Source organism: Chelatococcus sp. XZ-Ab1, assembly GCF_029309855.1.
Classification (GTDB): Bacteria; Pseudomonadota; Alphaproteobacteria; order Rhizobiales; family Beijerinckiaceae; genus Chelatococcus_A; species Chelatococcus_A sambhunathii.
Genome location: NZ_JARKII010000009.1, coordinates 108,952 through 121,622 on the forward strand (window position 1 = coordinate 108,952; position 12,671 = coordinate 121,622).

Consider the following 12,671-nt stretch of genomic DNA (forward strand, 5'->3'; position numbering starts at 1 on the left):
GAGGAGGAGTGACGGACATGGCCGTCAGCGCCAACAGGCTCGAGCTTTTGCAGATCGCGGACGCGGTTGCCCGGGAAAAGGTGATCGATCGCACCATCGTGCTCGCGGCGATGGAGGATGCGATCGCCAAGGCGGCGCGCTCGCGTTACGGGGCCGAGACGGACATCCACGCCGAGATCAACCCGCGCACGGGAGAGCTCAGGCTGGCGCGCCACCTCCAGGTGGTCGAGGATGTGGAGGACATGGCGACGCAGATCAGCCTCGACGATGCCCGTCGCCACAATCCGGCCGCCCAGGTCGGCGACGTGATCGCCGACACGCTGCCGCCCTTCGACTTCGGCCGCATCGCCGCCCAGTCGGCCAAGCAGGTCATCGTGCAGAAGGTGCGCGAGGCGGAGCGCGACCGGCAGTACGAGGAGTACAAGGACCGCATCGGCGAGATCGTCAACGGCACCGTCAAGCGCGCCGAATACGGCAACGTCATCGTCGACCTCGGCCGGGGCGAGGCCATCGTGCGCCGCGATGAGCTGATCCCGCGCGAGACCTTCCGCCCCGGCGACCGCATCCGCGCCTATCTCTACGATGTGCGCCGCGAGACGCGCGGGCCGCAGATCTTCCTCTCGCGCACGCATCCGCAGTTCATGGCGAAGCTCTTCGCCCAGGAGGTGCCGGAGATCTACGACGGCATCGTCGAGGTGAGGGCCGTGGCGCGCGATCCGGGCTCGCGCGCCAAGATCGCGGTCATCTCGCGCGACAGCTCCATTGACCCCGTCGGCGCCTGCGTCGGCATGCGCGGCTCGCGCGTGCAGGCCGTGGTGCAGGAGCTGCAGGGCGAGAAGATCGACATCATCCCCTGGTCGCAGGACGCGGCGACCTTCATCGTCAACGCGCTGCAGCCAGCCGAGGTGGTGAAGGTGGTGCTCGACGAGGATTCCGAGCGTATCGAGGTCGTGGTGCCGGACGAGCAGCTGTCGCTCGCCATCGGCCGGCGCGGCCAGAACGTGCGCCTCGCCTCCCAACTCACCGGCTGGGACATCGACATCCTCACCGAGGCCGAGGAATCGGAGCGCCGTCAGAAAGAATTCGTCGAGCGCACCAAGCTGTTCATGGAAGCGCTCGACGTCGACGAGGTCGTTGGCCAACTGCTCGCTTCGGAAGGTTTCAGCTCGGTCGAGGAGATCGCTTATGTCGAGCTGCCTGAGCTTTCGACCATCGAGGGCTTCGACGAGGAGACCGCGCAGGAGATCCAGACCCGTGCCGAGGAATATCTCGCCAGGCTCGAGGCCGAGCTCGACGCCCGGCGCCGGGAGCTCGGCGTCGCCGACGAGTTGCGCGAGATCGACGGCGTGACGACGGCGATGCTGGTCGCCTTCGGCGAGAACGGCATCAAGTCGATCGAGGATCTGGCCGGCTGCGCCACGGATGAACTCGCCGGCTGGACCGAGCGCAACGGCTCCGAGACGACTCGCCACAAGGGCATCCTCGATGACTTCGAGGTCTCGCGCCAGCAGGCCGAGGACATGATCATGGCCGCGCGTGTCAAGGCGGGCTGGATCGAGCCCCCGGCCGAGGATGAGGCAGAAGGTGAGGCCGACGGCAGCGGCTCGCCGGTGCAGGAACAGGAAGGCTGACGCGAGGTATCCTGCGGGTGCCGGCGGGGATTCCCGCCGGCCGCTTGAGGAGTTGGACGTGCCGCGCAGCAAGGACGAAGGGCCGCACCGGCGCTGCATTGTGACGCGGGCCGAGCGCGATCCGGACGAGATGATCCGCTTCGTCGCGGCGCCGGACGGCATGATCGTGCCCGATTTGCGCCGCAAATTGCCTGGGCGGGGCGTATGGGTCGGTGCCAGTCGTGCGCTGGTCGAGGAAGCTGTTCGCCGCAAGGCCTTCGCCAGGGGGCTCAAGGCTCAGGTGACGGTGCCCCAGACGCTGGCGGGCGACGTGGAGGGGCTCCTGCAGCGTGACAGCGTGCAGGCGCTCGCCCTGGCCAACAAGGCGGGTCTCGTGGTCGCCGGCTTCGGCAAGGTGGAGGAGGCGGCGGCGGCCGGACGCGTCAAGGCCATCATCCATGCCGCGGAGGCGGCGGCCGATGGGCGGCGCAAGATCGCGCAGGCGCTTTTCCGGGGGCTCGGCGAGCGCGCCGCAGAGGTCGACGTGGTCGAAGTTTTTGCTGGCCACGATTTGGATTTGGCATTGGGGCGCTCTCATGTGATACATGCTGCCCTGATTGCCGGGCCGGGCAGCGAGGGATTTCTTGCGCGGTGGCGCCGGCTGGCGCGCTACCGCAATGGAGAAGGCGGCACGCCGCCCGGGGAGGAAGCCCCGGGCGCGCCGCGCGAACGAGATTTGGACAAACACGAAGGCGCAGGATTCGAGCCGAATGAGTGACACGAAAAACCCGACCGACAAGACGCTGAGCGTGACGCCGTCCAAGACGCTCACGCTGAAGCGCCCCGTCGAACAGGGCGTGGTGCGCCAGAGCTTTTCCCACGGCCGCTCGAAGGCGGTCGTGGTCGAGAAGGTGAAGCGTCGCGTCATCGGGCCCGGTGGCGACCAGCCGGCGCCGGCTCAACCGCAGGCGGCGCCCGCCGCGCCGGCCCCACGCCCGGCTCAGCCGCAGGGCGGCCGGCCGGCGCAGGGGCGTGGTCCGGGGGGGCAGCGTCCGTCCGGCGTCGTGCTGCGTTCCCTCACCGACGACGAGCGCGATGCGCGCCTGCAGGCCCTGCAGGACGCCAAGCGTCGCGAGATCGAGGATCGCCAGCGCGCCGAGGAAGAGGCGCGCCGCCGCGCCGAGCGTGAGGAGCAGGAGCGTCGCGAGCGCGAGGCCGCCGAGGCGCGCAAGCGTGAGGAAGACGAGCGGCGCCGTCTCGACGAGGAGCGCAAGCGTAAGGCTGAGGACGAGGCACGCCGCCGGCTCGGGACGGACGAGCGCCCGGCTGCCGCTGAGGCGCCGCGCGCCGCCGTCCCGCGCGGCGAGATGCGTCTGGCGACCCAGGCCGAGGCGCCGCGCCGTCCCGCCGGGACGTCTGCCGGTCGGGCCGGCGCCGAGGACGATGGCGAGAGCCGCGCCCCGCGCCGGGCACCCGGTGCCGCGCCGCGTCCGACCCCGGCGCCCGCTCCCAAGCCGAGCCGTGCCGGAGGCGAGGAGCGGCGCCGCGGCCGCCTGACGGTGACCGCCGCGTTGACGGGTGGCGACGAGGAGCGCACCCACTCGGCCGCCGCCTTCCGCCGCCGCCTGCAGCGCATGAAGGGTCACGGCCACAACGAGCCGAAGGAGAAGATCAGCCGCGAGGTCGTCCTTCCAGAGACGATCACCATCCAGGAACTCGCCAATCGCATGTCGGAGCGGGGCGTGGACGTCATCCGCCTGCTGATGAAGCAGGGGCAGATGATGAAGATCACGGACGTGATCGATGCCGACACCGCGCAGCTCATCGCCGAAGAGATGGGTCACACGGTCAAGCGCGTCTCCGAAGCGGATGTCGAGGAGGGTCTCTTCGACGAGCCGGACGCGGAGGGCACGCTCCTGCCGCGCCCCCCGGTCGTCACCATCATGGGCCACGTCGATCACGGCAAGACGTCGCTGCTCGACGCAATTCGCCACGCCAATGTGGTGGCGGGCGAGGCCGGCGGCATCACCCAGCACATCGGCGCCTATCAGGTGACCTCGCCGCTGGGCGGCAAGATCACCTTTATCGACACGCCCGGCCACGCGGCCTTCACCGCCATGCGCGCCCGCGGTGCCAAGGTGACGGACATCGTGGTGCTCGTGGTCGCTGCCGATGATGGTGTCATGCCGCAGACGGTCGAGGCCATCAACCATGCCAAGGCGGCCGGCGTGCCGCTGATCGTGGCGATCAACAAGATCGACAAGCCCGACGCCAATCCCCAGCGCGTGCGCACGGAGCTGCTGCAGCACGAGGTGGTGGTGGAATCGATGGGCGGCGAGACGCTCGAGTTCGAGGTGTCGGCCAAGGCCGGCACCAATCTCGACAAGCTGCTCGAGGGACTGCAGTTGCAGGCCGAGATCCTCGACCTCAAGGCCAATCCGGAACGCGCGGCCGAAGGCACCGTCATCGAGGCGAAGCTCGATCGCGGCCGCGGCCCCGTCGCCACCGTGCTCGTGCAGCGCGGCACGCTCAAGGTCGGCGATATCGTCGTCGCCGGCGCCGAGTGGGGCAAAGTGCGCGCGCTTGTCGCCGACAATGGCGAGCAGCTCAAGGAGGCCGGTCCGTCCATGCCGGCCGAGGTGCTCGGCTTCAATGGCACGCCCGAGGCCGGCGATCGCGTGGCGGTGGTCGAATCCGAGGCCCGTGCCCGCGAGATCACCGGCTACCGCGAGCGCCTGAAGCGCGATCGCCTTGCGGCGCGCGGCGCCAGCCAGGCCCGCTCGCTCGCCGACATGATGCGCGACCTCAAGGAAGGCGCCGGCCGCAAGGAGTTCCCGCTCGTCGTCAAGGGCGACGTGCAGGGATCGATTGAGGCCATCGTCGGCGCCCTCGAGAAGATCGGCAACGAGGAGGTGCAGGCACGCGTCATTCATGCGGGCGTCGGCGGCATCACCGAGAGCGACGTGACGCTGGCGGAGGCCTCGGGCGCGGCCGTCATCGGCTTCAACGTGCGTGCACACAAGGAAGCACGCGAGGCTTCCGACCGCCTCGGCATCGAGATTCGCTACTACAACATCATCTACGACCTCGTGGATGACGTGAAGCAGGCGATGTCGGGCATGCTGGCGCCGACGCTGCGCGAGCACATGCTGGGCAATGCGCAGATCCTCGAGATCTTCAACATCACGAAGGTCGGCAAGATCGCGGGCTGCCGCGTCACCGACGGCGTCGTGCAGCGCGGGGCCAACGTGCGCCTCATCCGCGACAATGTCGTCATCCACGAGGGCAAGCTCAGCCAGCTCAAGCGCTTCAAGGACGACGCCAAAGAAGTCCTTGCCGGCCAGGAATGCGGCATGGCCTTCGAGAACTACCAGGACATGCGCGCGGGCGACGTCATCGAGTGCTATCGCGTCGAGGAAATCAAGCGCACGCTGTGAGGGCTGCATAGAAGGCAGGTCCGCCGGGCAGGGCAGAGGCTCTTCCCGGCGGATATTGGCGCGCGACCTGCGGCCCCTTCTTCGGCCGCGGTGCGGGCGTGTTGTTGCAACCGGCCGCGAGGCTGCAGGACCCGGTCCGATCCCGGGGAGAAGACATGGCCAAATCACGTTTCGACACGGGCGCCGGCCCGTCCCAGCGGCAACTGCGGGTCGGCGAGGCGGTGCGCCACGCGATCGCCGAGATCCTCGCGCGCGGCGAGGTAATGGACGAGGTGATCGCCTCGCACGTCATCACCGTGCCCGAGGTGCGGATGAGTCCGGACCTCAAGCTGGCGACGGTTTTCGTCATGCCACTCGGCGGGCAGGACGCGGAGCCGGTGCTCGCTGCGCTCGAGCGCAACCGCCGCTTCCTGCGCGGTGAATTGGCACGCCGCATCAACCTCAAGTTCGCGCCCGACGTGCGCTTTCGTCTCGACGAGAGCTTCGACGAGGCGCGGCGGATCGACACGCTCCTGCAGAGCGACAAGGTCCGACGCGACATCGCCCGCCCCCAAGGGGCGGACGACAATGACGACGACGAAGCCTGACGGGCATGGATCACCTCTCGATGAGCCAGGACAAGGAACGGCCGGGCGGCGGCGTCGCGCCGGGCACCGGGGAAGGCGGCCCTCAGCCGCGCGAGGGCCAGCGTGGACCGCGGCCACCGCGGCCAAAGAAGCGCGACGTGCACGGATGGGTGGTGCTCGACAAGCCGGTCGGCATGACCTCGACCCACGCGGTTGCCATCATCAAGCGCATCTTCAACGCCAAGAAGGCCGGCCATGCCGGCACGCTCGATCCGCTCGCCTCCGGGCTCCTGCCCGTGGCACTGGGCGAGGCGACGAAGACCGTGCCTTTCGTCATGGACGGGCGCAAGGCCTATGCCTTCACCGTCAGCTGGGGCGCGGAGACGGACACCGACGACGCCGAGGGCACGGTGGTGGCGACGAGCGAGGCGCGGCCCGACCGCGCCGCCATCGAGGCGCTGCTGCCGCGTTTCACGGGCACCGTCATGCAGGTGCCGCCGCGTTTCTCCGCCATCAAGATCGACGGCGAGCGGGCCTACGACCTTGCCCGCGACGGCGAGGTGGTGGAACTGCAGGCCCGCCCGGTGCAGATCGACCGCCTGAGCCTCGTTGCGCATGACGGGCAGTCGAGCGTCTTCGCCGCCGAGTGCGGCAAGGGCACATATGTCAGGGCCATCGCCCGCGATCTCGGCCGGGCGCTCGGCTGCCTCGGCCATGTCGCGACGCTCCGGCGCACGCGCGTCGGCCCTTTCGAGGAGGCCGACGGCATCTCCATCGACGCCCTGCGCGAGCTCGAGGGGCTCGACGATGCGGCCCGGGCCGAGAAGGGTCTGAGGCCCGTGGCTGTCGGACTTGGGGGCCTGCCGCAGGTCACGGTCACACGCTCGGACGCCGGCCGGCTGATGCGCGGCCAGTCCGTGCTCTTGCGCGGGCGCGATGCGCCGCTCGACGAGGGCTGTGTCGCCGTCTTCGCCCACGGAGCGCTGATCGCGCTGGGGGATCTGGAGCACGGGGAGCTGCATCCGCGGCGCATCTTCAACCTGCCGCAGGCGCGCTGACGGCCGCTCTGGCCTTGGCGCGCCAATGGGTATATAGAGACCGCTTCGCGTGGGGCATGTCTTCGCGCGCAGCATGCCGACCGCGCTGGACGACATCCCGGCCCGGCCGGCGGCAAACCGCCTCCCGCGAGAGCGGCGGCGGCATGGATGACATCAAGCGAAAGGATGAACCGATGTCGATCACGGCCGAGCGCAAGCAGGCGCTTCTCAAGGAATATGCCCGCGAGGCGAACGATACGGGCTCCCCGGAAGTGCAGGTTGCGATCCTCACGGAGCGCATCGTCAACCTGACGGAGCATTTCAAGGTCCACGCCAAGGACAATCATTCCCGGCGTGGCCTTCTCAAGCTCGTGTCGCAGCGTCGTTCGCTGCTCGACTACCTGAAGAAGAAGGATGAGGGCCGCTACCGCACCCTTATCGAGCGTCTCGGCCTTCGTCGCTGAGACTTCTGCCCGGAGCGTCCGCGCTCCGGGCATTTTGCCAGGTGCCGCATCATGCGATGCGGCCGAAGACTGGTGTGGCGCTCCCGGGGCGCAGCACCTCGAGCTGGAAGGGCCGTTGCATGTCGATGCAACCCTTCGGCTCTGCGTCAGGTCCTTCCATGGGGAGGGGCCGCGAACCGGCCAGGCTGACGACCATGGCAGGATCGCCAGACGCTTCCCGCCGTTCGCGCCCTTCAGGGCCGGCGGGGCGGGCAGCCTCTCGCCGTCTTGCTCATGGCGTCGACCATATGGCCCGACCATGAGAGAAAAGACATGTTCGATATCCAACGCGTGGAACTGGACTGGGCCGGCAAGAAGCTGACCCTCGAGACCGGCCGCGTCGCCCGCCAGGCCGACGGCGCCGTGCTCGCGACCTATGGCGAGACCACCGTGCTCGCCACCGTGGTGGCGGCGAAGGAGCCCAAGCCCGGCGTCGACTTCATGCCGCTCACCGTCAACTACCAGGAAAAGGCCTATGCAGCGGGCCGCATCCCGGGCGGCTACTTCAAGCGCGAGGGCCGGCCGAGCGAGCGCGAGACGCTGATCTCGCGCCTCATCGACCGGCCGATCCGCCCGCTCTTCGTCGACGGCTGGCGCTGCGACACCCAGGTCATCATCACGGTGCTGAGCCATGACCTCGAGAACGATCCCGACATCGTCTCGATGGTGGCAGCCTCGGCGGCGCTGACCCTTTCGGGCGTGCCCTTCATGGGCCCCGTGGGCGCGGCGCGTGTCGCCTATATCGGGGGCGAGTACAAGGTCAACCCGACCTCCGCCGAGATGGAAGGTTCCGACCTCGACCTCGTCGTCGCTGGCACGGCCGATGCGGTGCTGATGGTGGAGTCGGAAGCCAAGGAACTGCCGGAAGACGTGATGCTGGGTGCCGTCATGCACGGCCACGCCCATTTCCAGCCGGTGATCGACGCCATCATCCGCCTTGCGGAGAAGGCCGCGAAGGAGCCGCGCAACCTCGAGGCGGCGGACGTCTCGGATGTGGAAAAGGCCGTGCTCGAGATCGCCGAGGCGGACCTGCGCGCTGCCTACCAGATCGTCGAAAAGCAGGACCGCTACGCCGCGGTGGACGCCGCCAAGGCCAAGGTCATGGCCGCGCTTTGCCCCGAAGAGGGCGAGGCCCGTTTCGAGGCCGAAAAGGTCAAGGCCGTCTTCAAGGAGGTTCAGGCCAAGATCGTGCGCTGGAACATTCTCGATACCGGCACGCGCATCGACGGCCGCGACGTCACGACCGTGCGCCAGATCGTTGCCCAGGCCGGCTTCCTGCCGCGCGCGCACGGCTCGGCGCTGTTCACTCGCGGGGAGACGCAGGCCCTGGTGGTCGCGACGCTCGGCACGGGCGATGACGAGCAGTTCATCGACTCGCTGGAAGGCACCTATAAGGAAACCTTCCTGCTGCACTACAACTTCCCGCCCTATTCCGTGGGCGAAACGGGCCGCATCGGTTCGCCCGGGCGTCGCGAGATCGGCCACGGCAAGCTCGCTTGGCGCGCCATCCACCCGATGCTGCCGCCGCATCACGAGTTCCCCTACACCATCCGCGTGGTCTCCGAGATCACCGAGTCGAACGGCTCCTCGTCGATGGCGACGGTGTGCGGCGCCTCGCTGTCGCTGATGGACGCGGGCGTTCCGCTGCGCCGTCCGGTGGCCGGCATCGCCATGGGTCTGATCCTGGAGGGCGAGCGCTATGCGGTGCTGTCGGACATCCTCGGCGACGAGGACCACCTCGGCGACATGGACTTCAAGGTGGCCGGCACCGACCAGGGCGTGACCGCGCTGCAGATGGACATCAAGATCGCCGGCATCACCGAGGAGATCATGCGCGTCGCCCTCGACCAGGCGAAGGCCGGGCGCATGCACATCCTCGGCGAGATGGGCAAGGCGCTCTCGGGCGCCCGCGCCGAGCTCGGCCAGTACGCTCCGCGCATCGAGACCATCAAGATCCCGCAGGACAAGATCCGCGAGGTCATCGGCTCGGGCGGCAAGGTCATCCGCGAGATCGTGGAGAAGACCGGCGCCAAGGTCGACATCTCCGACGACGGCACCGTCAAGGTCGCCTCGTCCGACCTCAAGTCGATCACCGCGGCGATCAACTGGATCAAGGGCATCGCGGCCGAGCCGGAAGTCGGCGTCATCTACGAGGGTACGGTGGTAAAGACCACGGACTTCGGCGCCTTCGTCAACTTCTTCGGCTCGCGCGACGGCCTCGTCCACATCTCGCAGCTCGCGCCGCAGCGCGTGCAGAAGGTGACGGACGTCGTCAAGGAAGGCCAGAAGGTCAAGGTCAAGCTGCTCGGCTTCGACGAGCGCGGCAAGGTGCGCCTGTCGATGAAGGTCGTCGACCAGGAGACGGGCGAGGACCTCGAGGCCAAGGGTAAGTCCGACGCCGAGACGGCGGCTGAGTAACGATCGGCCAGGGTCCGGGCAAACCTGTGCTGTCCGGCCCTGGGGGAAGCGCTCCTATCGGCCTCACCGATGCTCGTCGCGGCCGCGGCGCCTGTGCCTGTCGCTCCAGCCTGCAGGGCGTCGATGCCTGCAACCAGCGCGGGCATGATGGCGGAGACGACGCGACTGACACAAAGCCGCCGGAGTGATCCGGCGGCTTTCTCCTTTGCGGGAGGCTTCCGACCCCGGCTACTGGCTCGACCAGATGATGCGAGCCATCCAGGCGATGTCACCGAGGGGAAGAGCGCGGTCCTCGTGCTCGGGGTTGAGCGAGCGCAGCTCCACCGTGCGGGCGGTGCGGCGCTTCAGCTCCTTGGCCATGAACTCGCCATCGGTCGTCTTGACGACGACCCGGTCACCGCGTCGGACGCTCGATGTCGGCGATACGATGATGACGTCACCGTCACGGTAGAGCGGCAGCATCGAATCGCCGGAGATTTCCAGCGCATAGACCTTCTCGTCGATGCCGTCCGGAAAGGACACCTCGTCCCAGCCGGAGCCGACGGGGAAGCCACCGTCGTCGAAGAAGCCGCCGCGTCCGGCCTGGGCGAAGCCGATGAGCGGAATTGTACGGTGAGGCACCTGTTCCTGATGGCGGACGACCGACAGGAAGTCGTCGATCGTCGCGCCAGTCGCATCCAACACCTTGGCGATCGATTCCGTCGAGGGCCAGCGCGGCCGTCCGTCCGCTCCGGTACGCTTGGAGCGGTTGAAGGCCGTCGGGTCGAGTCCGGCCTTGCGCGCAAGGCCCGAGGCGCTGAGGCCGTGCCGGGACGCCAGGGCGTCGATCGCGTTCCAGATCGCTTCGTGCGACAGCATGCCCACCTCCCGCTCCTTGGGAATGGCGCATCGCGCAGCGGGGGCACCGCCACGTTAGGATGACAATCTAACTATAGGACTTATTGCCCCGTTTGTCTCGTGCGAATTCTTGACGCAAGAGCCCCTGAATGGAGGGGCCTGCGCATTGATCTTCGCAGCGCGAGCCCCTACAGCGGGTGGGCACTCGCGGGAGCATGGCGGTGGCGTTGGTATACAAGATCTGTCCGCGGCAGATGTGGGCCGAAGCGGAGGCTGCCGGTGTGTTTTCCGGCGCTCCCGTCGATGTCGCGGACGGCTTCATTCACTTCTCGACGGCCGCGCAGATGCGCGAGACGGCGGCGAAGCACTTCGCCGGCCAGAATGACCTCGTGCTGGTAGCCATCGAGGCAGCGGCCCTTGGTGAGGCGCTGCGCTGGGAGCCATCGCGCGGCGGGGACCTCTTTCCGCATCTCTACGGGCCGCTTGCCCTTTCGGCGGTCCGCTCGGTCAGGCCGCTGCCGCTCGGCGCGGATGGGCTCCATCAGTTTCCGGACGACCCGTAAATGTTCTCGCTCCTCGCATCCTTGGCGCGGCCGGCGCTGCTCGCCCTCGATCCGGAACTCGGCCATCGCCTGGCGATCCGGGCGCTCTCGATGGCTTCGGCCGCGACGCCCGAGCCCGACGCGCCGGCGCTGAGCGTGAGGGCCTTTGGGCTCGAATTTCCCAATCCCGTTGGCCTGGCGGCGGGCTTCGACAAGAACGCCGAGGCGATCGAGGGGGCGCTCGGCCTCGGCTTCGGCTTCGTCGAGGTGGGCACGATGACGCCGCGTCCGCAGCCGGGCAACAGTCGGCCGCGGTTGTTCCGCCTGGTGCGGGACGAGGCGGTCATCAACCGGCTCGGTTTCAACAACGAGGGCCACGCGGCCGGGGTTGCGCGGCTTCGCCGCCGTGGCGGACGGCCCGGCGTCGTCGGCGTCAACATCGGGGCGAACAAGGATACCGAGGACCGGATCAGCGACTATGTTGCCGGCATCCGTGCCTTCGCGCCGCATGCCGCCTATTTCACCGTCAACATCTCCTCGCCGAACACGCCCGGCCTGCGCGACCTGCAACATGCCGCAGCTCTCGATGACCTCATCGCCCGTGTGCTCGACATGCGGGATGCCGTGGCCGGCGAGCAGGGGCGACGGCCCGTCCTCATCAAGATTGCGCCGGACCTGACGCTGCCGGAGCTCGATGCCGTCGTCTCGGTGGCGCGCCGCCGCAGCATCGACGGGTTGATCGTATCCAACACCACGGTGACGCGCCCGCCCGGCCTCGTGGAGACGATGGTCGGCCAGGAGGCTGGGGGCCTGTCCGGCAAGCCGCTCTTTCCGCTCGCCACGGCGATGCTCGCGGCCACCTACCAGCGCGTTGAAGGAGCTTTCCCGCTCATTGGCGTCGGGGGCATCGATTCGGCGGAGACGGCCTGGACGAAGATCACTGCCGGTGCCACGCTGCTGCAACTCTACACGGCCCTCGTCTACAAGGGGCCCGGCCTCGTGCGCGACATCAAGGCAGGGCTGCGCGCGCGGCTGGCGCGCGAGAAACTAGACAGCCTGTCGGCTGTTGTCGGCCGAAACGCGGCCGACCTCGCCCTGAAGGCCTGAGCGGTTCAGCCAGCCACCGGAGGAGAGGGCCGCGCGGGCAAGGTGAGGGGAGGGAGCTCCTGGCCGATGCTGCGGCCACGACGCTGCTGGCGCCGACGAGCGCCGTTGCGAGACCGAGCGGTTGCGTCGTCACATGTGCCTGCGTGTTGGCGGCGCCAGCAACACCAAGTGTCGATGGGTGGCCTCGAACCGGCGCGCGGCGATGGCGGGAACGGCGCGGACTCCGCTCACGGCCGGCGCACCCCTAGCGGCGGCCGAACAGTCGCACGATCAGCCAGACCGGCACGACGATGATGGCGCCGTACAGCAGCCATTGGCCGACTTCGTGCAGGGCCGCGAAGCCACGGCCGACGACGCGGCGGATGAAGTCGACGGTCCCGTCGATGAGGCCGAGTGGCGTGATGCCGAGGAAGGCCATGATGGCGCCGACGAGAATCGACAGGAAGATGAGCTTGATCAGGACCGACAGGGGCGAGCCGCCGAGAAAACGCTGAAGCGAGCCGTTCGCCATCGTCCAATCCCCTGTGTGCTGCGGCCGGCCCTTCGCTCTGGACCGGGCTGGCCTCGCATGGTTTCCTCGCATCGGCGCCTGCCGGCCGCCGCGCATGTCGCAT

Annotated in this window: 11 protein-coding genes; 9 read left to right on the forward strand and 2 right to left on the reverse strand. The window is 68.6% G+C overall.

Features of this window, described 5'->3' with window-relative positions; genetic code table 11:
* Positions 1 to 17 precede the first annotated feature (17 nt).
* The 7 genes from nusA (at position 18) to pnp (ending at position 9,571) form a co-directional block, all read left to right on the forward strand.
* Positions 18 to 1,631, forward strand: a complete 1,614-nt coding sequence (gene nusA / locus P2T65_RS14740; RefSeq protein WP_055460196.1) for a transcription termination factor NusA — start codon at positions 18 to 20, stop codon at positions 1,629 to 1,631.
* 58 nt (positions 1,632 to 1,689) lie between these two features.
* Complete coding sequence (locus P2T65_RS14745; protein WP_276200071.1) at positions 1,690 to 2,388, forward strand: RNA-binding protein; 699 nt, start codon at positions 1,690 to 1,692, stop codon at positions 2,386 to 2,388.
* Positions 2,381 to 5,047, forward strand: coding sequence for a translation initiation factor IF-2 (gene infB / locus P2T65_RS14750; protein ID WP_055460198.1), 2,667 nt, complete (start codon positions 2,381 to 2,383; stop codon positions 5,045 to 5,047). The genes P2T65_RS14745 and infB overlap by 8 nt, the downstream gene beginning before the upstream one ends.
* Positions 5,048 to 5,202: 155 nt before the next feature.
* The gene (rbfA, locus tag P2T65_RS14755; RefSeq protein ID WP_063185378.1) at positions 5,203 to 5,634 is read left to right on the forward strand and encodes a 30S ribosome-binding factor RbfA; all 432 of its coding nucleotides are present in this window, start codon (positions 5,203 to 5,205) and stop codon (positions 5,632 to 5,634) included.
* 20 nt (positions 5,635 to 5,654) lie between these two features.
* Entirely contained in the window at positions 5,655 to 6,671 is a 1,017-nt protein-coding gene (truB, locus tag P2T65_RS14760) for a tRNA pseudouridine(55) synthase TruB (protein WP_055460265.1), read from the forward strand.
* A 173-nt stretch (positions 6,672 to 6,844) separates the two neighbouring features.
* Positions 6,845 to 7,114 (forward strand): 30S ribosomal protein S15, encoded by a 270-nt coding sequence (gene rpsO, locus P2T65_RS14765; RefSeq protein ID WP_055460266.1) that lies wholly within the window; start codon positions 6,845 to 6,847, stop codon positions 7,112 to 7,114.
* A gap of 312 nt (positions 7,115 to 7,426) precedes the next feature.
* Complete coding sequence (gene pnp / locus P2T65_RS14770; protein ID WP_055460200.1) at positions 7,427 to 9,571, forward strand: polyribonucleotide nucleotidyltransferase; 2,145 nt, start codon at positions 7,427 to 7,429, stop codon at positions 9,569 to 9,571.
* A 228-nt stretch (positions 9,572 to 9,799) separates the two neighbouring features.
* Here pnp and P2T65_RS14775 read toward each other — a convergent pair whose 3' ends face one another.
* Positions 9,800 to 10,429 carry a helix-turn-helix transcriptional regulator gene (locus tag P2T65_RS14775; RefSeq protein WP_055460267.1) on the reverse strand — a complete coding sequence of 210 codons (630 nt, stop codon included), beginning with the start codon at positions 10,427 to 10,429 and terminating at the stop codon, positions 9,800 to 9,802.
* 200 nt (positions 10,430 to 10,629) lie between these two features.
* On the opposite strand from P2T65_RS14775, the gene P2T65_RS14780 reads away from it, so the two are divergent.
* Together P2T65_RS14780 and P2T65_RS14785 are read left to right on the forward strand one after the other, a co-directional pair.
* The gene (locus P2T65_RS14780; protein ID WP_055460201.1) at positions 10,630 to 10,971 is read left to right on the forward strand and encodes a DUF952 domain-containing protein; all 342 of its coding nucleotides are present in this window, start codon (positions 10,630 to 10,632) and stop codon (positions 10,969 to 10,971) included.
* A complete protein-coding gene (locus tag P2T65_RS14785; RefSeq protein ID WP_055460202.1) occupies positions 10,972 to 12,057 on the forward strand; it encodes a quinone-dependent dihydroorotate dehydrogenase in 1,086 nt (361 codons plus the stop codon).
* A gap of 244 nt (positions 12,058 to 12,301) precedes the next feature.
* Here P2T65_RS14785 and P2T65_RS14790 read toward each other — a convergent pair whose 3' ends face one another.
* On the reverse strand, positions 12,302 to 12,568 hold the full coding sequence (locus P2T65_RS14790; protein WP_063185383.1) for a DUF6460 domain-containing protein: 267 nt from the start codon (positions 12,566 to 12,568) through the stop codon (positions 12,302 to 12,304).
* Between the last annotated feature and the right edge of the window lie 103 nt (positions 12,569 to 12,671).

Bases quoted from the DNA above. Each gene is read 5' to 3' on its own strand.
- nusA (WP_055460196.1), top strand. From the start codon at position 18: ATGGCCGTCAGCGCCAACAGGCTCGAGCTTTTGCAGATCGCGGACGCG.
- infB (WP_055460198.1), top strand. From the start codon at position 2,381: ATGAGTGACACGAAAAACCCGACCGACAAGACGCTGAGCGTGACGCCG.
- rbfA (WP_063185378.1), top strand. From the start codon at position 5,203: ATGGCCAAATCACGTTTCGACACGGGCGCCGGCCCGTCCCAGCGGCAA.
- truB (WP_055460265.1), top strand. From the start codon at position 5,655: ATGAGCCAGGACAAGGAACGGCCGGGCGGCGGCGTCGCGCCGGGCACC.
- rpsO (WP_055460266.1), top strand. From the start codon at position 6,845: ATGTCGATCACGGCCGAGCGCAAGCAGGCGCTTCTCAAGGAATATGCC.
- pnp (WP_055460200.1), top strand. From the start codon at position 7,427: ATGTTCGATATCCAACGCGTGGAACTGGACTGGGCCGGCAAGAAGCTG.
- P2T65_RS14775 (WP_055460267.1), bottom strand. From the start codon at position 10,429: ATGCTGTCGCACGAAGCGATCTGGAACGCGATCGACGCCCTGGCGTCC.
- P2T65_RS14785 (WP_055460202.1), top strand. From the start codon at position 10,972: ATGTTCTCGCTCCTCGCATCCTTGGCGCGGCCGGCGCTGCTCGCCCTC.
- P2T65_RS14790 (WP_063185383.1), bottom strand. From the start codon at position 12,568: ATGGCGAACGGCTCGCTTCAGCGTTTTCTCGGCGGCTCGCCCCTGTCG.